Raw genomic sequence first — 23,989 nt, 5'->3', positions numbered from 1 at the left:
GGGCAAACCATGACCAACAAACAGAATCCCAAATTCCAGGAGCTCGTCGCCAAGCTGCGCGAGATTTTCCAGATTGACCGCCCGGAACTGGACTTCGGTATCTACCGCATCCTCAATGCCCGCGCAGGTGAGATCAACGACTATCTGCAAAATCGCCTGGCCGAGAAGGTGCAGGCTGCCCTCTCCGCAGGCAGCGCTGCCTGCGCGCAGCAATTGCAGGCTGAACTGCAGGAGGCCGAAAAGAACGCCCAAGCCTTGGGCGTCAGCCCCGATGCCGTGCCCAAGGTGCAGGAACTCCGCGCCAAGCTGAAGGAGGCCACCGCAGGCAGCAGCGAACACGAGAACGCCGTGTTCTCGCACCTACTGGCCTTCTTCTCCCGCTACTACGAGCAAGGCGACTTCATCAGCCAGCGCCGCTACAAGGGCGACACCTATGCCATCCCTTACGCTGGCGAAGAGGTGATGCTGCACTGGGCCAACAAGGATCAGTACTACACCAAGAGCGGCGAGAACTTCAGCAACTACAGCTTCAAGCTCGAAGACGGCCGCACGGTGCATTTCCGCCTCGCCGCTGCCGACACCGCCAAGGACAACCGCAAGGACAACGACAAGGAGCGTCGCTTTGCCCTGGTGGCGGCCAAGACCGTCACCCGACTGGATGAAAACGGGGACGAATACGAAGAGGAACTGGTGCCCGTTGAGGAAGTAGCGGGCAGTGACGGCAATCAAGAGCTGATCATCCGCTTCGAGTATGCCGCCCAGCCCAAAGGTACCAAGCAGGAGGCGCTGGTCACCAAGGCCGTAGAGGCCGTGCTGGCGGACACCGCCGTCAAAGCCCGCTGGCTGGCCCTGGGCAGCCGCGCGCCGACCGAGAAGAGCCCGCAGCGCACCCTGCTGGAAAAGCACCTGAGCGACTACACAACCAAAAACACAGCGGACTACTTCATCCACAAGGATCTGGGTGGCTTCCTCCGGCGCGAGTTGGACTTCTACGTCAAGAACGAAGTCATGCATCTCGACGATGTGCAGAACGCAGGCGCGTTCGCGGACATCGAGAAAAACCTTCGGATGATCCAGTGCCTGCGCGCCATCGCTCTCGAACTCATCGCCTTCCTCTCACAGCTGGAGGACTTCCAGAAAAAGCTGTGGTTGAAGAAGAAGTTCGTCATCTCCAGCCACTACTGCATCACGCTGGACCGGGTGCCGGAGGCGCTGTGGCCGGAGATCGTGGCGAACGAGCGGCAGTGGTCGCAGTGGAAGCAGCTTGGCGTGTGGGAGGGTGATGCGCGGGGGACGGTGAAGGATTTGCAGGTTGGGCTGTTCCGCATGGTGGATACAGCACTCTTCGATGACGATTTTAAGCGACGGCTTTTGGCGAGTATCGAGAACATCGAGAACAGCCTTGACGGCGTCATCATCAACAGTGACAACTTTCAGGCGTTGAATCTAGCTAAGCAGCGTTATCGTGCAAGCATCGACTTCACCTACATCGATCCGCCGTACAACACAGTTCATTCCAAGATCGCTTACAAGAATCAGTTCGAGCACTCAAGCTGGCTGGCACTTATTTCTAACACGCTGCCGTTCACTCGGGAGCTGTTCGGCGACATGTATTCGTTCGGGTTTGCCATTGATGATTATGAATACAACAATGCTTTTTCCTGTTTGAGGGAGCATTTCACTGACTGCGATGTTTCAACAATCGTAATCAACCATCATCCACAGGGATCGGGCGGACGTCTTTCTCGGACGCATGAGTATTACATCGTTGCCTCCCCCAAAGAAGCTCCTCAATATCTCGGATTTCCCAAGGAAGACGAAACTGAGGACAGGCAGTTCATGCGAAGCGGGACTGCGGATAACAACTACCGCGCGCCGCGAGGCGGGGGAGTTGGTCGTTGGCGTAGCTTCTACGCTTTACTTGTCGATCAAACGACTAGAAAAATTGTTGGAGCAGAGCCGCCGCCGCCGCTTGGGACTGAGTACCCGACGGGGCCGACGACGGAAGGTCTTCAGAGAATCTACCCAATCAACACCAGTGGCGAGGAGCGCGTCTGGAGATCGTCTTATGAGACAGGGAAGAACCGTGCAGCAAACGGCGAGCTGATCATTACTGATCGGGGGGCTGTCAAGCAGCTAATCGATCATCAGGACAAGCGAGAGACGCTTTTCAGTAATTGGATTGGCGCGGATTTCAATGCTGGTACGAACGGTACTGCAGTCTTGGACGACCTCGGTCTTGGTGGGGTCTTTGATTACCCTAAGTCCGTAAAAACGCTTGAGCAATCGTTCTGGATGCAGTCTTTCGGGAAAGCCAGCTTCACTGTTCTGGACTACTTCGCAGGATCAGGTACAACTGCACACGCAACCATTTCATTGAATCGCAGAGACCGTGCATCTGGAAAAAGCGACGATGCATCTCGTAAGTACGTTTTGGTTGAGCAAGGCGAGTACTTCGAGACTGTCCTTAAGCCACGAATCCAGAAGGTTGTGTATTCGGCTGATTGGTCTGACGGCAAGCCAAAGTCTCATACGTCAGGCATTTCACACTGCTTGAAGGCAATCAAACTTGAAAGCTACGAAGATACCCTGAATAACCTGCAACTGCGCCGTACTTCTGCGCAGGGCGATCTGCTGAACACCCTGCCGCAACAGGCCAAGGACGACTACCTACTCAACTACCTGCTGGACGTGGAAAGCCGTGGCTCGCTGCTGTCGGTGGACGACTTCAAGAAACCTTTCGACTACACCCTCAACGTGGCCGTGGATTCGGCGGGCGCGTTCGAGCCGCGCAAGATCGATCTGGTCGAAACCTTCAATTTCCTGATCGGCCTGCGCGTCAAGCACATCGATGCCCAGCCGCAGCGCGGCTTCGTCACCGTCACTGGAACCCTGCCCAGCAATGAGACCTGCCTCGTGCTGTGGCGCGATTGCGGTGTGCTGGACTACGAAGGCATCAGCAAGCTCTGCGACAAGCTAGCCATCAACCCGGCGGACAACGAGTTTGACGTGGTCTACATCAACGGCGACCACAACATTCCCACCGTACTGACGCAGACGGCCGAGGAAGGCGGTGCCACCCGCGTGCTCAAGCTGCGCCAGATCGAGCCGGAGTTTCTGGAGCGCATGTTCTCCGTGGAGGACATCTGATGGCAAGACCACGCAAGACGCCTGCCACCGGTTCGGGCGCAAGCGGCGCAGCCGGTTCCAGTCGCGGCGGCAAGAAGCGCAGCTTCCATCAGGAATTGGTGCTCAACCGCTGGGTGCTGGGTTTCTTTCAGGGCGGCACGCTGGCGGCACTCAAGATGCGCTTGGGCGATGACCGCTTCGAGGGCATTGACGAGGACGGTCAGACCAAGTTCTTCCACGAACTGATTCGAGGCTTGTTCGATCCCAACAAGGTCCTCGAGGCCGACCTGCGGCGCTACGACTTGAACGTCGTCGCCCACTGGCAGGCCATCACCGCCCAGCGCAATAAGCTGGAAGGCCACGAACTGCAGATGAAGTACTTCCAGTATCTTTCGCTGCTGTTCACCGAGCTGTATTTGGACTGGTACTTCAACCACCGCCAAGACTTGCTCGATGGCCTGAACGAGGAAATGACACGCTACCGCGCCGAGACGGGTGCGGAACCGTTCCGCGACTTCGAGGCGGACGACCTGAACAAGATCGCCTTCTGGAATGCCACTGGCAGCGGCAAGACCCTGCTGCTGCACGTCAACATCCGGCAGTACCTCCACTACTTCCAGGCGGGCAGCAGTGGGCAAATGCGCGATCACTTTCCCGACAAGATCATCCTGCTCACGCCCAACGAAGGGTTGAGCCGTCAGCATCTGGAGGAGCTGCACCTGTCCGGCTTCGGGTTCTCGCAGTTCTTCAACAAGGCTCAGTCACCCGCGCGCGGCACCATCGAAATCATCGACATCAACAAGCTGGGCGATGAGATGGGCGACAAGACCGTCGCCGTGGATGCCTTCGAGGGTAACAACCTGGTGCTGGTGGACGAAGGCCACCGGGGTACGGGCACGGCGGCGGGCGCGTGGATGGCGCGGCGCGATGCGCTGGTGCGAGGTGGTTTTGCCTTCGAGTACTCGGCCACCTTTGGGCAGGCGGTGGCCAAGGGCATGACCGTGGCGGCTGCGGAAGAAGATATCCAGAAGAAGCGCGCCAAGATGCTGTTCAACACCACCAGCCTGCGCAGTCTGGACGACGGGCAGAAGGCGCAACTTGCGCTTGCCGCCGAGGACACGCGCCGTGCGCGCATCACCGCTACGCGCGAGATTTACGCCAAGTGCATCCTGTTCGACTACTCGTACAGGTTTTTCTATGAGGACGGCTACGGCAAGGAGTCGCTGATCCTCAACATGAGCGGCGAGGCTTACGAGCAGGCAGACAACGCGCGCAAGTATTTCACCGCCTGCCTGCTGGCCTACTACCAGCAGCTCTGGCTGTGGAGCACGCACTGCTCGGCGCTTGCCGACTTCAACATCGAAAAGCCGCTGTGGGTGTTCGTGGGCAACACGGTGTCAGGCGAGGAGTCGGATATCCTGGAAGTGGTGAACTTCCTCGCCGACTTTCTGAACAGCGAAGCGCAGATCAAGAGCTGGCTGACCGACCTGATTGCGGATAAAGCGCAGATTCTGGATGCCAAGGGCAACAACATCTTCAGCGGGCGCTTCACACCCTTGATGGGCTTCAGCGGTCGTGTGGACGAGCTGTACGCCGACATCCTATTGCGCGTGTTCAATGCCCCGGCCCGCCAGCGCTTGAAATTGGTCAACATCAAGAGTAGCAAGGGTGAGCTGGTGTTGCGCGTGGGCGATGCCGAGCCCTTCGGCCTCATCAACATCGGCGACGATGCAGGCTTCTTCGGGATGGCGGAGGACGTCGAGGCCTTCGACAGCGAACGCGACGACTTCGGCGGCGCGCTGTTCGGCACGCTGAACAACAAGGACAGCCGCCTCAACGTGCTGATCGGCTCGCGCAAATTCACGGAAGGCTGGAGCAGTTGGCGCGTGTCCACGATGGGTCTGCTGAACATGGGCCAGGGTGAAGGCTCGCAGATCATCCAGTTGTTCGGACGCGGGGTGCGCCTCAAGGGCAAGGGCTTCTCGCTCAAGCGCACCTTGCCGCAGGACCGGCCCAAGGGCGTGCATCTGGACAAGTTGGAGGCGCTGAACATCTTCGGCGTGCGCGCCAGCTACATGGCCGCGTTCAAAGACTACCTGCGCGAGGAAGGCATCACGCCCAGCGATGAAGTGCTGGAGCTGGACTTCCCGACTCGGGCCAACCTGCCCAAGGGCAAGCTCAAGACCCTGGCGCTGAAGGATGGCTACAAGGACAACCAGAAACTCGGGTTCAAGCGCACGCACTTTCCGTGGCTGTACGAAATTCCTGCGCAGTTCCAGGGCAAGATCAAGCCAACCCATGTGGTGCTCGACCTGTACCCGCGCGTCGAGGCGCTGTCCAGCAAGGACAAGGGCACAGCCGCCACGACGGAAGCCCGTAACAAGGGCAAGCTGAACCAGACACTGTTCCCGGCTTTCAACTGGGATCGGGTCTATCTGGCCTTGCAGGATTACAAGCTGCAGCGCAGCTGGAGCAACTTGCGGCTGGAACGTCAGAAGCTGATCGACTTCTGCGCGGGCGCGCAGGACTGGTACACGCTGTTCATTCCGGCGGCGGAGCTGAACGTGAAGACCTTCGCCGACATCCGCAAGCAGGAATACATCCTGCTGCGACTGCTGACGGACTACACCGACCGTTTCTACAAGGCCCTGAAGACGGGCTACGAAGGCCAGTTCTACGACATCGCCCACATCGATGAAGATCACGGGTCGATGCTCAAGCTGTACCAGTTCGAGATCGAGAACAGCGACGACGGTCTGGAGTATCAGGCGAAGCTGGAAGTGCTGAAGAAGTTGGTGACGGACGGCAAGATCGGCGAGGCCAGCCAATGGAACGCGCCGCACATGGTGGCCATCAGCTTCGACCGGCATTTGTACTACCCGCTGCTGGCATTGGACGACAAGGATGCAGTGCCGCTGAAGCTGCGTCCGCTGGCGTTTGACGCGCCGAGCGAAGCGACTTTTGTCAGAGATCTGGAGGCGTTCTACAACTCCAGCGAAGGCAAGGAGGTCATTGGCACGCGCAGTCTGTACCTGCTGCGCAATGCCGCCAGTGCAGATAAGGGTCTGGGCTTCGCATTGGCGGGTAACTTCTATCCTGACTTCCTGCTGTGGCTGGTGGACGATGCCAGCGGCAAGCAGTGGCTGACCTTTGTCGATCCGAAGGGACTGCGCAATCTCGACCTGTCGCATCCCAAGCTGGGTCTGTACAAGGAAGTGAAGACCCTGGAAACAACGCTGGCGGCGCAGGCCACGGCGGGCGAAGCACCGCTTGTCTTGAATGCCTTCGTCCTCTCGCCGACGAAGTTCGCCGACCTGCTTAACGTGGGCGACCCGACAAAGAAGGCCGATCTGGAAAGCCGCAACGTGTTGTTCATGGAGGATGGTGCCAGCGCCTACCTGAAGAAGTTGTTCCGAGTGCTGGTCTGAGCGATCGCTAGTTCCCAGCTTTGTGCATTGAAAGACTTAGAGAAGACGACACATGGCCCGCATAGAAAATCACAAATACAGCATCGAGGAAGCCTTCAGGGAGTGCTTCTACATCGTCCCGGACTACCAGCGCGAGTACGTCTGGACGGATAAGGAAGTGCATCAGCTGCTGGAGGACATCGGCGAGCAGATCGATGCGGGCACCACGCGGGAATATTTCATCGGCACCGTGCTGGTGTCGCCGGCCGATCAGAAGAACCACTACGAGGTGATCGACGGCCAGCAGCGCCTGACCACCTTCTTCCTGCTGCTGTGTGCCCTCAAGCATCTGTTCCAGGGCGAACCGCAGCGGCAGATGATTGCCGGGCTGATCTCGACCAGCTACGTGGACAGCGACGGCGATGTGTGCACCACCCTGAAGCTGGAGCCGCGTTACGAGAGCGCGGGCGAAGTGATGGCCAAGCTCGTGGAGCTGGACGCCGAACCTATGGCCGTGCGCGCAGGCATCCAGGCTTCGGGTATCGCCAGCTTTGGCTCGTTGGAGAATCTGGTCAATGCCTACAGCACGCTGTATCGCTACCTGAAGGACAACTACGACGACACGGCCAAGCTGAGGAAGTATTGGGGCTATCTGGCCAACAACGTGGTGTTCATCCAGATCTCCACCGACGTCAGCAGCGCGCTGAAGATTTTCGAGACCATCAACGAGCGCGGCGTGGGTCTGAACCCGATGGACTTGCTCAAGAACCTGCTGTTCTCGCAGGTCAAGCAAACACAGTTCACCCAGCTCAAGGACGAGTGGAAGAAGATCACCAAGCCGCTGGAGAAGGAGAAGGAAAAGCCGCTGCGCTTCCTGCGCTACTTCCTGATGGCCAACTACGTCATCAAAAACGAACGCGGCGATGCGGTGGTGCGCGAAGACGAGATCTACGACTGGTTCATCGCCAAGGGCAACGCGGCACTGTGTGACTACGAAGGCAAGCCCTTCGAGTTCGTTCGCAAGGTGATCCGCAACGTCGAGCACTACCTGGCCTTTGCCAACGGGCTGGGCAATGACGGCAAGCCCAGTTTGGCGATGGACAGCCTCAAGCGGCTGGCCGGTGGTGCATTCAGCTTGCACTACGTCTTGCTGCTGGCGGCGGCGAACTTTCCGAAGCCACTGTTCGACCACTTCGTCGCGCAGCTGGAGAGCTTCCTCTTCTACTACATCTTCACCAAGACGCCGACCAAGGATCTGGAACGCAGCTTCTCGCAATGGGCCGACGAGCTGCGCGCAATTGCCGAGGCCAGCGATCCGGTGAAGCAGAAGGTGCAGCTCAACGCTTTCGTCGCCGACCGCTTCGAGAAGAACATGGCAGGCAAGTCGCAGGAACTGGCCGACGCCCTCAAACGCTTCACGATGTATTCGATGCAGCAGTACCGCACACGCTACTTGCTGGCGCGGCTGACCCAGCACGTCGAGATGGCGTTCAGCGGTCTGAAGACCCCGGGCAGTCTGGAGCCCTTCACCAAGCTGGAAATCGAGCACATCCTGCCCGACAACCCGAAGGCGGAACTGCGTGCAACCTGGGCGGCAGAGAACCCGAACGCGTTCTACGACGACTACAAGAATCGCCTTGGCAACCTGACCCTGCTGGAAAAGCCGATCAACATCGTCGCGGGGAACGACTTTTATACGGCCAAGCAGGTCGAGTACGGCAAGAGCGGCAACTACCTGACCCGCAGTCTGGTTGCGCTGACCGGTGTCGGGAAAGATACTTCCATTTCCAGGATTAACGCCAAACTGGATGCGTTTCCTGCGTGGAATGCTTCAACCATAGAAAAACGGCACGAGGTGCTTGTGACGTTGGCTCGTGATGTTTGGAAGACGATGCCTATCGATGTCTGACGAGCGAGCGCAGTCATGCGGCTTTTCCGAATCACGCATAAAAAAGGCCCGGCGCTTGCCGGGCATTCTTTCTCTGTGTCGCTTACCGCCAAGTACTGTTGCGTGATCGAGAGAACATCTTCATGCAGTTGATAAACGTTGTCTTGCCGCCGCACAGCTCGATCAGGTCTCGCTGCTCCATGCGCAGAAGAGCGGCGCGCAGACGATTGCTGGGAATGCCAAGCAACAGGCCAATGGGTTCCGTGGGAACCTCCTTGTAGTTGGTTTCAAAGCGGAAGATCTTCAGGTGCTCGATAATGGCCGCCACGTCTGCCTCCTGCTGAGGCAAAGGCGGCGGCGGGACGAACAAGAGCTCGTACTGAGTGGCATGCCAGGAGACAAGCGCCCAGGCGCGCTGGAGGCAAGAGAGCGAGACATAGTGGGTTTCGCTTTCCCAGACATGCAGGACCGAAGCCAGGCGGGCGGTCAGATTGAGCATCTTCGAGACGAAGTCTGCAATGTGCATGAGCTGCCCGAACTTTAGGTGTCTGGTGATGCGGCACAGCTCGTCCCAGTAGCCCAGCGCGTCAGGTGCAAATGCTAGTTCGATGGGGGAAATGCCACCTACCTCCTGATTGTCGCGATGCAAGTCATACCGCTTGCGGAGCGCCTCGTTGAGGTCCGAGATGGCCTCGTCGTCGCCGTTGGCGGCGGCGTACTGGTTGCCCATAGGCAATGGTTGCGCAACGCAGACGAGGAAGCGCGAAAAGAAGCCGAGCTCGACGGCTTTATGCTCGTTGTATTCGTTGCGCTTGAACCGCGGACGGAACGGGGTGATTGCAGCGGACTGTGCAAGCAGACCAAACGTTCCCCGCGGATGGTTGGCGGAAAGATGCTTCTTCTTCTCGCGTCGGTACTCCAACGTCTTGCCGTCGATCAGGTCGACCATGTCCGGTATGTGACGCATCAGACTGGAGCCCAGCAGCTTCTCGCCTTCGTCGGTGATGAAGTCAACGGCTTCATACTCGCCATCTAGCTGGTGGATTAGGCTTTCCAGATCAAGGTTGCTGGCCAGGCGTGGACGATGCTTTGGGGTCACCAAAGCCGTCCGGTTCAGTTCAGCAAGCGTGACGAGAAATTCTTGCGCTGATTCGTTCTTCCGCAGGCTGCGCGCGATCTCCGCCTTCAGCAGCTTGACGTGGAATTTTTTTTCGTCGGAGGCCGCGTTCGCTTCGATCGTTGCGGCCTCGTACCGCGCGAAGCTTTCCTTGGCATGGTCCTTGAGGGGGCGGATCAGGAGCTCGTGTACCGGACTCTTGCTCCCGCCGACATCAGCGACGCACAGGGTGCTCACGCCTATGGGGATGGGTGTCCAGTTGGGAGGGATCACCGTGTAGAGGGGCGCCACTGCCGAGGACAGGATCGACAGCAGGTGTGTCCGAACCATGCTCGGGCAGGCCTCCTGTACCTTGGCGCACACGGCGCGCGCGGCAGCTTCGGCCAGCGGCGGGAGCATGCTGAAATTTGGGTCCTGAGCTCGAAACGTGTGGGACGGTGCGAGCATGTTCATGCTGTCGCCCCATCGCGATGAGCGCTAAGCGCGGCTGCCAGTGGTTGGATGTCTTCGGTCGTTACCGGGTCATCGCCCTCGTTGGCCGAAGCATCTACTTCGGACTTGGCCAGGCGCCCCCGCAGTTCCTTGAGCTTCGCCGGGTAGAACTTTTCTCGTAGGCCCAAGGAATTGATCAGCTCGATCGATTCCTTGTCGCTGATGCCATCCGCCTTTGCGGAAAGGATCTGCGGTCCAACGAGCGCTAGGAGACGCTCGGTGACCTTCTTGTCTTTGATGGCCTGGTACGCCGCGATGAACTGCGCGGCCATTTCGTTAAGGGTGCCGGGTGGCATGTGCTTGTCCTCGATCGAGACAGCCGGGATGGCCGTCCTCAGGGGACATACTGGGCAGGTACGAGGAAATTGAATAAGGAGCGGATTTCGGCAAGTGATCCAGAAACCTCTCCGGAAATTCCTGTCGAGCGGGGGCTGGCCATTGTCAGCAAAAGGTCAATAAAGCGGCCGTGGCAATGTTCCGTAGACGGGCACGTTTTGCATGAAGGCAGTGGGTAGTGCAGCCGTCATGGATTTCCGCTGCTTCGCGATGCACGGCGCGGCCCAAACAGCCCCAACCGCAGCCAACTTGCTATGGCATACTGGATGGCATACTAGGCCGGGCAAAAAAGAAAAAAGCCCCTTGAGATCAGGGGCTTAGTTCCAATATCTGGCGGAGAGAGGGGGATTCGAACCCCCGAAGCGCGGTTTAGACGCTTACACACTTTCCAGGCGTGCTCCTTCAACCACTCGGACACCTCTCCGTACCTGCCGGACGACCAGGTCGAAGGCAGGAGCGGGATTCTAGCCGTCACGCGCGCCGTTAACAAGGACAAGCATGCATGCGCCACACCGCATGCGGACCATGGAGGGGCCGACAGGGCGGGGCGGTCAGCTGCGTGAAGGCGGGCGGAGGCGACATCCGCTGAACGATCGGCTTGACACGGCATGGCACAATATCGGTTCAGAAGAAGCTGGTTGCCCGATGTCCTATCTCGTTCTCGCCCGCAAGTGGCGCCCGAAGCGTTTTGCCGAACTGGTGGGCCAGGAACACGTGGTCCGCGCGCTCAGCAATGCGCTCGACAGTGGGCGCGTGCACCATGCGTTTCTGTTTACCGGCACCCGCGGGGTGGGCAAGACCACCATTGCGCGCATCTTCGCCAAGTCGCTGAACTGCGAGACCGGCACCAGCGCCGACCCGTGCGGCACCTGCCCGGCCTGCCTGGACATCGATGCCGGCCGCTACATCGACCTGCTGGAGATCGACGCCGCGTCCAACACCGGCGTGGACGACGTGCGCGAGGTGATCGAGAACGCGCAGTACATGCCCTCGCGCGGCAAGTTCAAGGTCTATCTGATCGACGAAGTGCACATGCTCTCCAAGGCGGCCTTCAACGCGCTACTGAAGACGCTGGAAGAGCCGCCCGAGCATGTGAAGTTCCTGCTGGCCACCACCGACCCGCAGAAGCTGCCGGTGACGGTGCTGTCGCGCTGCCTGCAGTTCAACCTCAAGCGCCTGGACGAAGACCAGATCCAGGGCCAGATGACCCGCATCCTGGCCGCCGAGCAGATCGAATCGGACCCGTCGGCGATCGTGCAGTTGTCCAAGGCGGCCGACGGTTCGCTGCGCGATGGCCTGTCGCTGCTGGATCAGGCGATTGCCTACGCCGGCGGCGCGCTGCGCGAGGATGTGGTGCGCACGATGCTCGGCACGGTGGACCGCACCCAGGTCGGCGCCATGCTGCAATCGCTGGCCGATGGCGATGGCGCGCAGTTGCTCAAGGTCGTGGCCGCGCTGGCCGAATTCTCGCCGGACTGGGGTGGCGTGCTGGAAGCGCTGGCCGAGGCCTTGCACCGCGTGCAGGTGCAACAGCTGGTGCCGTCGGTGGCATTTGTCGGCGACGGTATCGACCCAACTCCGTTTGCCGCCCAGCTGCGCCCGGAAGTGGTGCAGCTGTGGTACCAGATGGCGCTCAACGGACGCCGCGATCTGTATCTGGCGCCCAGCCCGCGCGCCGGGTTTGAAATGGCGGTGCTGCGCATGCTGGCCTTCCGGCCGGCGGCAGCGGTGCCGGCCGGCAGCAGCGACGATGGCCGGGGAGCTGCGATTGGTGGCGGCGCGCGCGCGGCGGGCGCCGGCATGCAGGCGGCTGCGCCGGCTGTCGCCGCATCTATGCCTGCAACGAAGCCGGCGCAGGCCATGGAAGCGGCATTTGCACCATCTGTGCCTGCTGTCGCACCGCCAGTTGCGGTTGCGGCGGCGCCGGTGGTCTCGCTGGCGCCCTCGGCCGCGCCTGCCGGCGCAGCGCCGGCGCGCACCGACGACACCCCGCCCTGGGCGGTGGACGATGCACCGGTAAGGACGCCTGCAACGCCTGCACCGCCGTCAACCGTCGTTTCTGCGTCCGAATCCACATCGGCCACTGCGCCGGCGATCCCGTCAGCATCGATGGTGGTCGCGCCGGAAGCAGCCATGGCGCCTCCGGTCGAGGCCGCAGATCCGGGCCCTGCAGCTGACGCGGTGGCCGTGCCGCTGGCTGCAGCGTCGCCGGCCCCCGCCGCGCCGGCCGGCACCCCGGCGCCGTTGCTGGCGGACGGCCACATTGCCGATGCCGAGCAGTGGCTGGACCTGGTCACCCGCAGTGGCCTGAACGGTCCGTCGCGGCAGCTCGCGGCCAACGCGGCCTTTATCGGTCACCGCGATGGGGTGCTGCGGCTGGCGCTGGCGCCGGGCTTTGAATACCTGACTTCCGAGCGCTCCATCGCCAACCTGGCGCAGGCGCTGGCACCAGTGCTGGGCAGCACGCCGCGCATCGTCATCGAGACCGGCAGTGCCGATGTCGAGACCTTGCACGAGCGCGCCAACCGGCAGAAAGGCGAGCGCCAGAGCGCCGCCGAAGACGCTTTCATGAACGACCCGAATGTGCAGCAGCTGATCCAGCAGCAGGGCGCGCGGGTGGTTCCCGATTCCATCCGCCCTTACGACGAGTAACGACCCATGCGTGGAAACATTGCCCAACTGATGCAGCAGGCGCAGAAGATGCAGGAAAACCTGCAGCGCGCCCAGGAAGAACTGGCCAAGCTGGAAGTCACCGGCACTGCCGGCGGCGGCATGGTCAGCGTGACGCTGACCGGCGCCAAGGAGTGCCGCAAGGTGCGCATCGACCCGAGCATCCTCTCCGACCAGGAGATGGCCGAGGACCTGATTGCCGCCGCCTTCAACGACGCCTCCAACAAGATCGATGCCGAATCCAAGGACCGCATGGGTTCGGCCACTGCCGGCATGCAGTTGCCGCCCGGCATGAAGTTGCCGTTCTGAGAGGCGGGGAATCGGGAGTGGGGAACCGGGAATCGTAGAGCGAGATGGCTTTGCTATTGCGATTCCCAACTCCCGATTCTCGATTCCCAACCCCAATGTCCTCCTTACTCGAACAACTGATCGAGGCCTTCCGGGTGTTGCCGGGTGTGGGCCAGAAATCTGCACAGCGCATGGCGTACCACGTGCTCGAGCGCGAGCGCGAGGGTGGGCGGCGTCTGGCCGCGGCATTGGGCAATGCGGTGGAAAAGGTCGGGCATTGCGTGCAGTGCCGTGACTTCACCGAGTCGGACATCTGCGCGATCTGCGCCAGCAGCAGCCGCGATCGGCAGCAACTGTGCGTCGTGGAATCGCCGGCCGACCGCCTGGCGATCGAGCACGCCACCGGCTACCGCGGCCTGTACTTCATCCTGCAGGGACGGCTGTCGCCGCTGGATGGCATCGGCCCGCGCGAACTGGGGCTGGACCGGCTCGGCGAGCGCCTGGCCGCCGGCGAGGTCACCGAAATGATCATCGCCACCAATGCCACCGTGGAAGGCGAAGCCACTGCGCATTACCTGGCACAGCTGGCCCGCCAGCATGCGGTACGCCCAAGCCGGCTTGCCCAGGGCATGCCGCTGGGCGGCGAGCTGGAATACGTAGACCGCGGCACCCTGTCGCATGCCTTCGGCACGCGCAGTGAGGTGCTTTGACGGCAGGGAATCGGGAGTCGGGAATGGGGAATCGCAGAAGCAACGTCAGAAGCAAGGGCTGTAAGCTCTCGCGATTCCCCAATCCCGATTCCCGATTCCCGCCATGACCGACACTATCTTCGGCAAGATCATTCGCCGCGAAATTCCCGCCACCATCGTTTATGAAGACGACGAAGTGCTGGGCTTTGAAGACATCGCGCCGCAGGCACCGGTGCATGTGCTATTCATTCCCAAGCAACATGCCATTCCCACCCTGGACGATGTGCCGCCGGAGCAGGCATTGCTGGTCGGCAAGTTGGCGCTCGCCGCTGCCGCTTACGCACGTGAGCAGGGCCTGGCGCAAGACGGCTACCGCATCGTGATGAATTGTCGCGAGCATGCCGGGCAGACGGTGTTCCATATCCATCTGCATCTGCTGGCCGGGGCGCCATTGGGGCGATTTGGTACGCCTTGATGGATCGCGGCACCCTGCCACCGATGTGGCCGAACAGGCGGTCCAGCGTCAGGAGCTGGCCAAGGGTGGGCATGGCCGATTGTCAGTGCTGAGGTTGCCCGGCCATGCACCCCAGTACGCACTCATACGGCAGCCGCGCCGTCGCAGGTCCTGCAGGGCTCGTTACGCTCGCGCAGCGCCGGAATAGGCGAGATGGCGAATAAGTATCCAGCAGAAACGCGCTAATGCAGACCGTTTGACCCGCACAAATCAAAACGCCGCTCCTTCAAGAGCGGCGTTTTGCATCACGGCTGGCTCAGCGGTGGATTACCACCAGCCGCGGCCCCAGCCCCAGCCGCCACCCCAGCGCGGACCCCACGGGTCGCCCCACGGGCCGTACGGGTAGGCCGGAATCACGTCGACGTCGCGCACTTCCGGCCACAGGTAGACCACGTCGGCCGCCACCTTGGGCAGCTTGTAGTCGTACTCGCCGATCTTGGTGGTTTCATACCCCTCGATCTTGCCGATGAAGGTGACTTCGCGGCCGGGCTCGAAGACTGCCGGATCGTAGAAGCCTGCGCGGCAGGCCAGGAAGCGGCCATCGCTGGCATCCACGGCATTGCGATCCGGACGCCCGCTGGCGTTGAGCGGACGCGAAATCAGCTCGAAGCAGGTCTGGCCCTGGCTGGGCTTGGTCTGGATGATCTTGCCGCCCCAACGCACCGAGGTGCCGAGTTGTGCGCTGGCAGTGGAATCGCTCGGGCTGACCGTGGGGAACTGGCCCTGCAGCGGCTTGGGTGCGGTAGCGCAGGCTGCGAGCCCGAGCACAGCGACAATGGGAATCAGAAAACGGGTACTCATGAGGAAGCTCCGGTTCGCGGGCGATGCTGCAGCAAGTCTTTCAGAAGTGAGGCGCTGTCCGAATCAGCGCCAGCGTATCGCGCGGCAGCGAAACGTTGGCTGAGTGCCAACAATGTCGTGTCGGGGTGTGTGCGGGCGACGCGTTGTGCCCAGGTGATGGCCGGTTCGTGCGGTTCGCGCGCTAGGCCAAGCTTGCCGTAACGGCGGCCCAGCCGATGCCAGGCGCGCAACAGCGGATCGCGTTCGCGTTCGCCGCGCGCCAGCAGCCAACCCATCCAGGCCAGGGCACTGACGGCGAACACGCCGAAGATGGCAGCCAGCTGGGCGGGGTCCAGGCGCTCGATGCCGAACGGTTGCAGCAGCCGCTGCTGGCGGTCGGCATTGAAGGACAGCACCAGATCGTTCCAGCCGCGGCGCAGCCAGTCGCTGACCTGGCCCAGGCTGGCCCAGGCGCCGAGCTGGGCGAAGTCGTTGCCGCCACCGCTCTGCAGGCGATCCTCCAGCGTGTCGTAGATGCGCTCGGGCGCCACTGCGGCAGTGGGGTCCACGCGAACCCAGCCGCGGCCTGCCAGCCATACCTCGGTCCAGGCGTGCGCATCCATGCGGCGCACTACCCAATAGTTGCCGAAACTGTTGTAGGTGCCGCCGGCATATCCGGTGACCACGCGCGCGGGGATGCCGGCGGCGCGCATCAGCACCACGAACGAGGAGCTGAAGTGCTCGCAGAATCCGGCCTTCTGCTGGAACAGGAATTCGTCGACGCTGTTGCGGCCCAGCAGCGGTGTGTCCAGCGTGTAGGCGAATTCGCGGGTGATCCACTGCAGCGCCCGTTGCACGATGGCATCGTCGTTGCCGCCAGCCTCGGCGCGCCATTGCCGGGCCAGCATGAGCGTGCGTGGATTGAAGCCGGGCGGCAGCGCGAGCGCGCGTTTGCGCAACTGCTCGGGCAGGTCGGTGTCGAACCGTGCCGGCGGTGCCGATTGCAGTTCCCAGCGGGTCAGCGCACTCAAGGGGCGCTGCGCAAACAATTCGTAGTCGGGCGAGAGGTCGGCATTGGCAACGCCCTGGGTCGGCAGGTCCAGCGAGACCAGCTGGCGACGATCGGTGGGCTCGTAATCCAGGCGATAACGATAGGTCTGCGGGCCGGGCGTGACCGATGCCGGTTGGCTGCGGCCGGTCCAGCGCGCCCGTTGCCAGCTGCGGCCGTCGAAATCCCACATCACCGGCCCGCGCCAGTAGCGCTGCGGCGGCGGCGGCGGCTTGCCGGTGAACTGCACGCGCAGCGCCGGGCTGTCGTCGGCCATCAGGTCGATCCATTCGCCCGGCGACATGTTGTCCGACAGGCCGGGCCGCGACAGTGCGCGCTCGGGCACGCCCCATAGCGGAGAACTCAGGCGCGGCAGCAACCAGAACGTGGTCAGCGCCAGCGGTACCCCGATGGCTACCAGCTTGCCGATGCCGCGCAACTGCAGGCGCAGGGTGGGCGTGGTGGTGCGGTGCTCCTCGTCGGCCAGCCGCTGCATGCTGAGCAGGGCGCTGAGCACGGCCAGCAGCGCCAGGCCCATCGTCGCCGGCCCTTGATCGAGCAGGAATGCGGCGAATGGAGCGAACAGCGCAAAGCCGAGCAGGCTGCGCGCATCGCGCAGGGTGCGCAGTTCGGACGCCTTGATCGCCAGCATCGCGGCCAGCACCGCGCAGCCGGTATCGCGGCCGAAGCGCATGCCGATCTGCCAGTACACCGCCGCCAGCATCGCGATCACCAGCAACAGCCGCAACGGCGCCAGCAGGCTGCCGCGCCAGCTCACTGCCCCGACCAGCACGGCGGCCACCGCGATGGTGGTGGCGAGCAGGCCAGGCAACTGCAGTAGCAGCGGCGCCAGCGCCAGCCAGCTGGTGGCCAGTACCCAGCCACGGCTGGCCTGTGAAATGGAAAGGGCCGGCTCAGTCATGGGGAAGCAGTGCCAGGGCGCGCAGACACAGATGATGGTGCGAGGGCCCTTGCGCAGGCCCCAGCGGCGGCTGGCCGGGAAGCAACAGGCGATAGCGGCGCCCGTCGCGTTCGGCCAGGTCGACCCAGCGTGCCAGCCGCGCGATGCGGCGTTCGTAGGGCAGTGCGTGCAGCGTGCGCCAGTCGAGCGTCACTTCGATGCCGAGCGGCTGCTCGTATTCGCGCACCAACAGGGTGTCGCGGCGGGCCGAATGCTTCCAGGAGATCGTGCGCGGTGCATCGCCGGCGCGGTACGGGCGCAGTTGGTGCAGTTCCTCGCCCTGGGCGTGCAGCCGGGTCTGGTTGGGCGCGCCGGCGCCGTCCGGCAGGGTGGGGCCGTGATCCTCGGGCCGGGGGTAGGCCAGCAGCGGCGTTTCCGGCCACACCCAGGACCACGCACGCACCAGCCCCAGCGGCTGGGTACTGGACAGGCGGATGCGTTCGATGTCCTGCCAGCCGCGCCGGGTGGTGGGCACCAGCAGGTCGACCTCGGCGTTGTCGTGATCGAGCAGCGAACAGAAGCCGCTGTTGTCCATGTGATCCAGGCGCAGGCCACGCCGCAGGCGGGTGTCGCGGCGGGCCAGCGACACCCGCATGCGCAGCGGTTCGCCGGCGACCACCGGTTCGGCCGAGACTGCCTCCACGCGCAGCGCCGATAACTGCAGGTGCGCCATGATGCTGCTGGCAATCCCTGCGGTAGCCAGCAGCAAGGCCAGCAGCAGCGCCGGATTGTTGTTGTAGTTCAACGCGCCCAGCAGCATCGCCAGCAACAATGCGGTGACGAACAGCCCGAAGCGGGTCGGCAGCACATAGATGCGGCGGCGATCCAGCACGATCGGCAAGGCTTCCGCGCTCCGCGGACGGGCCAGCAGGCTGAGTCGGCGGCCAATGCCGCGCAATGACGCACGCACCGGTATCAGTCCACCGGCACGCTGTGCAGGAGCGCCTTGGCCAGCGCCGGTCCGGACGAGGATTCGGCTTCCGGCACCAGCCGGTGCCCGGCCACGGCCACAAATAGCGCCTGCACGTCTTCCGGCAGCACATGCTCACGCCCCAGCAGCAGCGCGTAAGCCTTGGCAGCGCGCAGCAGCGCGATGCCGGCGCGCGGCGACAGCCCCACCCGCACCCCGGCATGCTGGCGGCTGCGTAGCAGCAGCGCCTGTACATAGGCGATCAACGCATCGCTGGTGTGGATCTGGCTGACCCCGGCGCGCAGAGCCACCACGTCGGTATCGCTGAGCTGCGGTGCGGCCTGGGCGATCAATTCGCGCCGGTCGGTGCCCGACAACAGGGCGCGTTCGGCATCGGCGCTGGGGTAGCCCAGGCTCAGCCGCAGCAGGAAGCGGTCCAGCTGCGAATCGGGCAGGGGAAACGTACCCGACAGGTCCACCGGGTTCTGCGTGGCGATCACGAAGAACGGCTCGGGCAGGGCGTGCGTGACGCCATCGAGGGTGACCTGCTGTTCGGCCATCGCTTCCAGCAAGGAACTCTGCGTGCGCGGCGGAGCGCGATTGATTTCATCGGCCAGCAGCACGTTGGTGAACACCGGGCCGGGATGGAACTGAAACTGGCGCGAAGCGGCATCGTAGACCGACACGCCCAGCACATCGGCCGGCAACAGGTCCGAGGTGAACTGCACGCGCTGGAAACCCAGCCCCAGGCTGGAGGCCATGGCGTGGGCCAGGGTGGTCTTGCCCAGGCCAGGCAGGTCTTCGATCAATAAATGTCCCCCGGACAGCAGTGCCACGAACGCCAGCCGCACCTCCTGCGCCTTGCCCAGCAGCAGCGAATTGACCTGGTCTTGCGCGCGCCGCAGCGATTGGCGCAGCGCATCGGTTAGCATTTCCGTGGAACGCAGCGGTGTCGACATCACAATTCCGTAGGTGAAAAGAAGAGTGCACAGGGCAATGCAGGGGGACCAACGCGCGCATCGCACCTTCGTGATCCTGTGGACACTGGCGACGGCCGTCAAGCTGTTGATCGCTGCTCGGTTGCCGTTGTTCGTGGACGAGGCGTTCTACTGGCAGGAAGGCCAGCATCTGGCCGCGGCGTATTCGGATCTGCCGGGCATGACCGCCTGGCTGACGCGGCTGGGTGTCGAGCTCGGTGGGCATCATCTACTGGCGTTGCGGCTGCCGTTTCTGGCCATCGCCGCGTTGCTGCCGTGGTTGATCGCGCACATTGCCACGCGCTGGTTCGGCTCCACACTCGGGTGGCAGGCGGGCAGCCTGACGCTGCTGATGCCGCTGTCGGCCACGCTGGGCATCCTGGCGGTGCCGGACGTGCCGATGGCCCTGGCCGCGGTGCTGTGCATGGATGCCGGCGCACGCCTGTTGCGCGAGGTCGACGCCACCAGTGCGCTGGAGCTCGCCATCGGCCTGGTCATCGGGGCGCTCAGCCACTACCGCTTTGTCGGCGTGATCGGGGTGGGCTGCATTGCGCTGCTGTGCATTCCGCAGGGGCGCGCGGTGCTGCGCGACCCGCGTATCTGGATGGCGCTGACGGTGGGCGCAGTGAGCTGGCTGCCGCTGTTGTTCTGGAACACCGACCATGACGAGGCCGGGCTGCGCTTCCAGCTGGTCGATCGGCATCCGTGGCGGTTCCAGATCAGCGGGCTGTGGTTCCTGCTGATCCAGGCGGTGGCGGTGACGCCGCTATTGGCGTGGGCGATGCTCAAGGTGGGCCTGGCCGGCACCCGCACTGGCGGCGGGTCACGTGCGCAATGGCGCTACTTCGGCTTGCTGGGCGGCATCTCCACCGTGGCGATCTTCGTGCTCGGCTTCTTCAGCGATGCCGAACGCATCAGCTTTCATTGGCCGCTGCCCGGCTATCTCGCGCTGCTGGTGCCGGTGCCGATGATCCTGATGCGCTGGCCGCATGTGCTGCGGCGTGCCGCCTGGCTGCTTGCGTTGCTCGGCATGCTCGGCGCGTATGGGTATTACCTGGCGGTGTCGGTGCCCGCCATTCGCGCGCATGCGGCCGGCGAAAAATACTACCCGCGCAATTTTGCCGGCTGGAACGATCTGGCGCGTGCGGTCAAGCGCCAGCTGGCACAGATGCCGCCGGGCACGCGCGTGCTGGCGGAGAATTTCAAGGTCGGCGCCGAGCTCGGTTTTCAGTTGCGCAATGCGCAAATCGAGGTGCTGCACGCCGGGTTGAACGACAAGCACGGGCGCAGCGCGCAGCTGCAGCAGTGGGGCCTGCTCAGCGACGGCACGCGTGAGGGACCGCGATTGCTGGTGCTGTCGCCCAGCGATCAGCGCTACCGCGATCTGCTCGCGCGCTATCACGCCATCTGCGACATGGTCGGGCCGTTGCCGCCGCCGACCGTGGTCTCCACCGATCATGGCTACCAACGCTTCCTGTTGTTCGCATTGCCGGCGCAGCGTGTACCCGGGCCATGCGTGGCCCCGGCAATGGCCTGGATCGATACGCCGCTGCCGGATGCGAACGTCGCCGGCCGGGTGCAGGTGCGCGGCTGGGCCTTCAAGGATGGCATCGGGCTGGCGGATGTGGAGCTGCTGCTCGACGGCCGCCCGGTGGCGAACGCCGAGTATGGCAGTGCGCTGGACGTGCGCCCGTATTGGAAAATCTCTACCGACCCGCAGCATCCGAATGTCGGCTTTTCCGCCACGCTCGACACGCAGGCGTGGCCACCCGGCACGCATTGGTTGGGATTGCGCCTGCACGGCCGCGACGGCAGCGTCGAGGACTGGTGGGAGCAACCCGTCACCGTTTCCGCACCCTAGATCCCGCAATGACCGATAACGTCTTTCCCCATCCCGCGCTTGCGTCCGGGATCCGCGTCGCCGTGTTGGTGCCGTGCCACAACGAGGCGGCGACCGTGGCCGAGGTGGTCGGCGCTTTCGCCGCGGCCCTGCCGGGCGCTGTCGTGCACGTGCTGGACAACAATTCCAGCGACGCGACTGCTGCGATTGCGGCCGATGCCGGCGCACAGGTCTGCCGCGTCGCGCTGCAGGGCAAGGGCAATGTAGTGCGGCGTGGCTTTGCCGATGTGGAGGCCGACATCTATGTACTGGTCGATGGCGACGCGACCTACGATGCCGCCGCCGCGCCCTTATTGGTGCGCAAGCTCGTCGACGAACAGCTGGACATGGTGGTCGGCGCGCGTCGCGACCAGCAGCAGGCCGCGTACCGGCCGGGGCATCGGCTGGGCAACGTCCTGCTGACCCGCTGCGTGGGGCTGCTGTTCGGGCGCAGCTTCGATGACATGCTGTCCGGGTACCGGGTGTTCTCGCGGCGCTACGTCAAATCCTTCGCGGCCCATGCGCATGGTTTCGAAACCGAAACCGAACTGGCCGTGCATGCGCTGCAACTGCGCATGCCGGTGGCCGAGGTGCAGACCGCCTACGGCGTGCGTCCGGAAGGCTCGCAGAGCAAATTGAACACCTGGCGCGACGGCTGGCGCATCCTCACCACGATCGCCAAGTTGTTCAAGGCCGAACGGCCCTTGCTGTTCTTCTCGATCGGCTTCGTGCTCAGTGCTGCGTTGTCGATCGTGCTGGCGATCCCCTTGCTGGAAACCTACCTGCAGACAGGCCTGGTGCCGCGCTTTCCCACGGCAATCCTGTGCGTGGCGTTGATGCTGCTGGGCTTCCTGTTGTTGGCCTGCGGCTTGATCCTGGACACGGTCACGCGCGGGCGTGTGGAGGCCAAGCATCTGGCCTACCTCGCCGAACCGGGCGTGGGGAGTCTGCGGGCGATGTTGCATGCAAGGGACGCGCACTGATGGCAACTTCGACCCGCTCCACGTCCGTTCCCCGCCGACAGCGCCTGTTGCACTGGGCCGACCAGCGGTTCGGCTTTCATTCGCCGCGGCATGTTGTCGCGGCGGTCTGCGCAGTGATGCTGCTCGGCGCGCTGCTGTCGCTTGGCCTCGGCCAGGATGCCAACTGGGATCTGCGCAACTACCACCTTTACATCGGAGATGCGTGGGTCAATCAGCGCCTGGGTGTGGATCTGGCGCCTGCGCAGATGCAGAGCTACTTCAGCCCGCTGCTGGATGTGCTGCATGCCGGATTGATGCTGCGGCTGCCCGGGCCACTGGTGGGGGCCTTGCTGGGCGCCTTGCACGCGTTGGTCTTCATTCCGGTGGCGGCGGTGGCGTGGCGGGTCCTGTCGAACCATCCCCGGCGCGCGCAGTGGGCACCGCTGCTCGCGCTGGCCGGCATGTGCAGTGCGGTGTTCCTGTCCGAACTGGGCGGCACCATGGGCGATACCGCCAGTGCGATTCCGGTGCTGGGGGCCGTGGCCACCCTGCTGTGGGCGCAGGCCAGGGCGCGAAACGGTGCGCGCGTTGGGCGGGTATGGGTCATGGTCGGCGCGCTGATCGGCCTGGCGGTGTCGCTCAAGCTCACCAACGCGCTGTACGCGCTGGCGGTGGCACCGGCGCTGCTCTGCGATGGCGGGCGCGGGCGGTCGCGCGTGATTGCGCTCGGCACTGTCTCGAGCACGGCGTTGCTGGTAGTGGCGCTGGTGGCTGGCCCCTGGTACTGGCAGGTGTGGCACCACCTGGGTAACCCTTTGTTTCCGCAATTCAACGGCATCTTTCAATCGCCACTGGCGGCGCCGGTGTCGATTGCCGACGTGCGCTGGCTGCCGCGCAACCTCGGCGAACAGCTGATCTGGCCGCTGCTGTTTACGTTCAAGCCACAGCGGATCGGTGATCTCGGTCTGGTGCAGGCAGCTTGGGCGGTGTTGTATGTGGTGGTCGTGATCGCGGTGGGGCGCAGCGTGTTGCGGCGTCCGGTGCGAGCGGGTGAGCTCGATCGCTCCGGTGTCGTGCTGCTGGTCTTCTTCGGCGTTGCCTACGTGCTGTGGCAGGCGATCTTCAGCATTCATCGCTACCTGGTGGTGCTGGAGCTGCTGGCACCGCTGGTGCTGTGGATCGTGTGCCGACGCGCCTTCGCCGCTCGGCCTGAGCGCAAGGCGGCCTGGTTGATCGGTCTGTGCGCGCTGGTGGCGGTGGTGGGATGGAAGGATTGGGGGCACGAATCCTGGGCGCGCGACAGTTTTCGGGTCGAGCAGCCGGAACTTGGCGATGCGGCTGCCGCGACCGTGTTGCTGGTCGGCGATGAGCCGCAATCCTGGCGCGTGCCGCTGCTGCCACAACAGGCACGCTACATCGGGGTGGCCACCAACATCTCCGAAACAGATCCGTATCGCCAGCGCGTGCGTGCGTTGATCGCCGAGCGGCCGCGGCTCTATGCGATGTTGGGGGCGGCGCGCGACAAGCAGCAGTTGCGTGTCGATCGAATGAACCACCTGGCGCAACAGCTGGGCTGGGATGTCCAGCCGCAGTGCACGCGGCTGCGCTGGCTGATCGCGCGCGGGCTGCGTGCCGGGCTGGCGGAGGGACAGCCGGGACGCTGCCTGCTCACCGTGCCCAAGGGCAAGGCGCTGGATACCGCTGCCGCCGATCGCGCGGTGCGCGAGGCTGCGCAGCAGCGTCTTGCTGCGTATGGGCTGACGTTGGATCCGGCGCGCTGCCGCACCTTGTCCTCGCAGGTCGGGCAGGCCGACTATCCCTATCAGTTCTGCGAACTGGCGCGTCCGTAGCAAGGATCAGCAGGGGCCAGGGCAGGTCATCGCCAGGCAGTGGCTTGGTGGCATGGCCGGCCTGACATTTCGCCGGGGGCGGTGCTGCTGCC

At 63.5% G+C, this 23,989-nt stretch carries 16 protein-coding genes and 1 tRNA gene; 10 read left to right on the top strand and 7 right to left on the bottom strand.

The annotated features are described in order from the left end of the window. Positions 1 to 9 precede the first annotated feature (9 nt). From A7D17_RS14810 to A7D17_RS14800, 3 genes are read left to right on the top strand one after another with little or no spacing between them, the layout of a single operon-like run. On the top strand, positions 10 to 3,150 hold the full coding sequence (locus tag A7D17_RS14810) for a site-specific DNA-methyltransferase (RefSeq protein WP_064509765.1): 3,141 nt from the start codon (positions 10 to 12) through the stop codon (positions 3,148 to 3,150). Next, positions 3,150 to 6,557, top strand: coding sequence for a DEAD/DEAH box helicase family protein (locus tag A7D17_RS14805; RefSeq protein ID WP_064509764.1), 3,408 nt, complete (start codon positions 3,150 to 3,152; stop codon positions 6,555 to 6,557). The genes A7D17_RS14810 and A7D17_RS14805 overlap by 1 nt, the downstream gene beginning before the upstream one ends. A 52-nt stretch (positions 6,558 to 6,609) precedes the next feature. After that, complete coding sequence (locus tag A7D17_RS14800; RefSeq protein ID WP_064509763.1) at positions 6,610 to 8,445, top strand: DUF262 domain-containing protein; 1,836 nt, start codon at positions 6,610 to 6,612, stop codon at positions 8,443 to 8,445. 82 nt (positions 8,446 to 8,527) lie between these two features. On the opposite strand, the gene A7D17_RS14795 is transcribed toward A7D17_RS14800, so the two are convergent. From A7D17_RS14795 to A7D17_RS14785, 3 genes are all read right to left on the bottom strand, one after another. Then, complete coding sequence (locus A7D17_RS14795) at positions 8,528 to 9,994, bottom strand: YfjI family protein (protein WP_064509762.1); 1,467 nt, start codon at positions 9,992 to 9,994, stop codon at positions 8,528 to 8,530. Then, positions 9,991 to 10,329 carry a hypothetical protein gene (locus A7D17_RS14790; RefSeq protein WP_064509761.1) on the bottom strand — a complete coding sequence of 113 codons (339 nt, stop codon included), beginning with the start codon at positions 10,327 to 10,329 and terminating at the stop codon, positions 9,991 to 9,993. The genes A7D17_RS14795 and A7D17_RS14790 overlap by 4 nt, the downstream gene beginning before the upstream one ends. Before the next feature lie 371 nt (positions 10,330 to 10,700). Beyond that, positions 10,701 to 10,793 (bottom strand) — tRNA-Ser (locus A7D17_RS14785). Positions 10,794 to 11,014: 221 nt separating this feature from the next. On the opposite strand from A7D17_RS14785, the gene dnaX reads away from it, so the two are divergent. The 4 genes from dnaX (at position 11,015) to A7D17_RS14765 (ending at position 14,491) form a co-directional block, all read left to right on the top strand. Further along, positions 11,015 to 13,021 (top strand): DNA polymerase III subunit gamma/tau, encoded by a 2,007-nt coding sequence (gene dnaX, locus A7D17_RS14780; RefSeq protein WP_064509760.1) that lies wholly within the window; start codon positions 11,015 to 11,017, stop codon positions 13,019 to 13,021. Positions 13,022 to 13,027: 6 nt separating this feature from the next. After that, positions 13,028 to 13,348 carry a YbaB/EbfC family nucleoid-associated protein gene (locus A7D17_RS14775; RefSeq protein WP_005913896.1) on the top strand — a complete coding sequence of 107 codons (321 nt, stop codon included), beginning with the start codon at positions 13,028 to 13,030 and terminating at the stop codon, positions 13,346 to 13,348. A gap of 95 nt (positions 13,349 to 13,443) precedes the next feature. Next, positions 13,444 to 14,037, top strand: a complete 594-nt coding sequence (recR, locus tag A7D17_RS14770; protein ID WP_064509759.1) for a recombination mediator RecR — start codon at positions 13,444 to 13,446, stop codon at positions 14,035 to 14,037. A 103-nt stretch (positions 14,038 to 14,140) separates the two neighbouring features. Further along, positions 14,141 to 14,491: a histidine triad nucleotide-binding protein gene (locus tag A7D17_RS14765; RefSeq protein ID WP_064509758.1), complete on the top strand. Its 351-nt coding sequence runs from the start codon at positions 14,141 to 14,143 to the stop codon at positions 14,489 to 14,491. A gap of 306 nt (positions 14,492 to 14,797) precedes the next feature. Here the strand turns inward: A7D17_RS14765 and A7D17_RS14760 are convergent, their stop codons facing one another. Genes A7D17_RS14760 through A7D17_RS14745 form a run of 4 tightly spaced genes read right to left on the bottom strand, consistent with a single transcriptional unit; the run spans position 14,798 to position 19,188 of the window. Then, positions 14,798 to 15,331 carry a Slp family lipoprotein gene (locus tag A7D17_RS14760; RefSeq protein WP_064509757.1) on the bottom strand — a complete coding sequence of 178 codons (534 nt, stop codon included), beginning with the start codon at positions 15,329 to 15,331 and terminating at the stop codon, positions 14,798 to 14,800. Next, entirely contained in the window at positions 15,328 to 17,280 is a 1,953-nt protein-coding gene (locus A7D17_RS14755; protein WP_064509756.1) for a transglutaminase TgpA family protein, read from the bottom strand. Before A7D17_RS14755 ends, A7D17_RS14760 begins: the two co-directional genes overlap by 4 nt. Then, positions 17,273 to 18,229 carry a DUF58 domain-containing protein gene (locus tag A7D17_RS14750; protein WP_064509755.1) on the bottom strand — a complete coding sequence of 319 codons (957 nt, stop codon included), beginning with the start codon at positions 18,227 to 18,229 and terminating at the stop codon, positions 17,273 to 17,275. Before A7D17_RS14750 ends, A7D17_RS14755 begins: the two co-directional genes overlap by 8 nt. 5 nt (positions 18,230 to 18,234) lie before the next feature. Beyond that, positions 18,235 to 19,188: an AAA family ATPase gene (locus A7D17_RS14745; RefSeq protein ID WP_064509754.1), complete on the bottom strand. Its 954-nt coding sequence runs from the start codon at positions 19,186 to 19,188 to the stop codon at positions 18,235 to 18,237. A 37-nt stretch (positions 19,189 to 19,225) separates the two neighbouring features. Between A7D17_RS14745 and A7D17_RS14740 the strand changes: the two genes are divergently transcribed. From A7D17_RS14740 to A7D17_RS14730, 3 genes are all read left to right on the top strand, one after another. After that, positions 19,226 to 21,067 (top strand): glycosyltransferase family 39 protein, encoded by a 1,842-nt coding sequence (locus A7D17_RS14740; protein ID WP_064509753.1) that lies wholly within the window; start codon positions 19,226 to 19,228, stop codon positions 21,065 to 21,067. Positions 21,068 to 21,075: 8 nt separating this feature from the next. Next, the gene (locus A7D17_RS14735; RefSeq protein WP_064509752.1) at positions 21,076 to 22,068 is read left to right on the top strand and encodes a glycosyltransferase family 2 protein; all 993 of its coding nucleotides are present in this window, start codon (positions 21,076 to 21,078) and stop codon (positions 22,066 to 22,068) included. 245 nt (positions 22,069 to 22,313) lie between these two features. Next, positions 22,314 to 23,897 (top strand): DUF2029 domain-containing protein, encoded by a 1,584-nt coding sequence (locus A7D17_RS14730; RefSeq protein WP_064509793.1) that lies wholly within the window; start codon positions 22,314 to 22,316, stop codon positions 23,895 to 23,897. The last annotated feature ends 92 nt before the right edge of the window (positions 23,898 to 23,989 follow it).

The organism is Xanthomonas floridensis, assembly GCF_001642575.1.
Classification (GTDB): domain Bacteria; phylum Pseudomonadota; class Gammaproteobacteria; order Xanthomonadales; family Xanthomonadaceae; genus Xanthomonas; species Xanthomonas floridensis.
Note: the sequence above shows the minus strand (reverse complement) of the source record. Positions and strands in the feature narration are given on the sequence as shown.

Excerpts from the sequence above, each read along its gene's own strand:
- A7D17_RS14810 (WP_064509765.1), top strand. The coding sequence starts at position 10 with ATGACCAACAAACAGAATCCCAAATTCCAGGAGCTCGTCGCCAAGCTG.
- A7D17_RS14805 (WP_064509764.1), top strand. The coding sequence starts at position 3,150 with ATGGCAAGACCACGCAAGACGCCTGCCACCGGTTCGGGCGCAAGCGGC.
- A7D17_RS14800 (WP_064509763.1), top strand. The coding sequence starts at position 6,610 with ATGGCCCGCATAGAAAATCACAAATACAGCATCGAGGAAGCCTTCAGG.
- A7D17_RS14795 (WP_064509762.1), bottom strand. The coding sequence starts at position 9,994 with ATGAACATGCTCGCACCGTCCCACACGTTTCGAGCTCAGGACCCAAAT.
- A7D17_RS14790 (WP_064509761.1), bottom strand. The coding sequence starts at position 10,329 with ATGCCACCCGGCACCCTTAACGAAATGGCCGCGCAGTTCATCGCGGCG.
- dnaX (WP_064509760.1), top strand. The coding sequence starts at position 11,015 with ATGTCCTATCTCGTTCTCGCCCGCAAGTGGCGCCCGAAGCGTTTTGCC.
- A7D17_RS14775 (WP_005913896.1), top strand. The coding sequence starts at position 13,028 with ATGCGTGGAAACATTGCCCAACTGATGCAGCAGGCGCAGAAGATGCAG.
- recR (WP_064509759.1), top strand. The coding sequence starts at position 13,444 with ATGTCCTCCTTACTCGAACAACTGATCGAGGCCTTCCGGGTGTTGCCG.
- A7D17_RS14765 (WP_064509758.1), top strand. The coding sequence starts at position 14,141 with ATGACCGACACTATCTTCGGCAAGATCATTCGCCGCGAAATTCCCGCC.
- A7D17_RS14760 (WP_064509757.1), bottom strand. The coding sequence starts at position 15,331 with ATGAGTACCCGTTTTCTGATTCCCATTGTCGCTGTGCTCGGGCTCGCA.
- A7D17_RS14755 (WP_064509756.1), bottom strand. The coding sequence starts at position 17,280 with ATGACTGAGCCGGCCCTTTCCATTTCACAGGCCAGCCGTGGCTGGGTA.
- A7D17_RS14745 (WP_064509754.1), bottom strand. The coding sequence starts at position 19,188 with ATGTCGACACCGCTGCGTTCCACGGAAATGCTAACCGATGCGCTGCGC.
- A7D17_RS14740 (WP_064509753.1), top strand. The coding sequence starts at position 19,226 with ATGCAGGGGGACCAACGCGCGCATCGCACCTTCGTGATCCTGTGGACA.
- A7D17_RS14735 (WP_064509752.1), top strand. The coding sequence starts at position 21,076 with ATGACCGATAACGTCTTTCCCCATCCCGCGCTTGCGTCCGGGATCCGC.
- A7D17_RS14730 (WP_064509793.1), top strand. The coding sequence starts at position 22,314 with ATGCAGAGCTACTTCAGCCCGCTGCTGGATGTGCTGCATGCCGGATTG.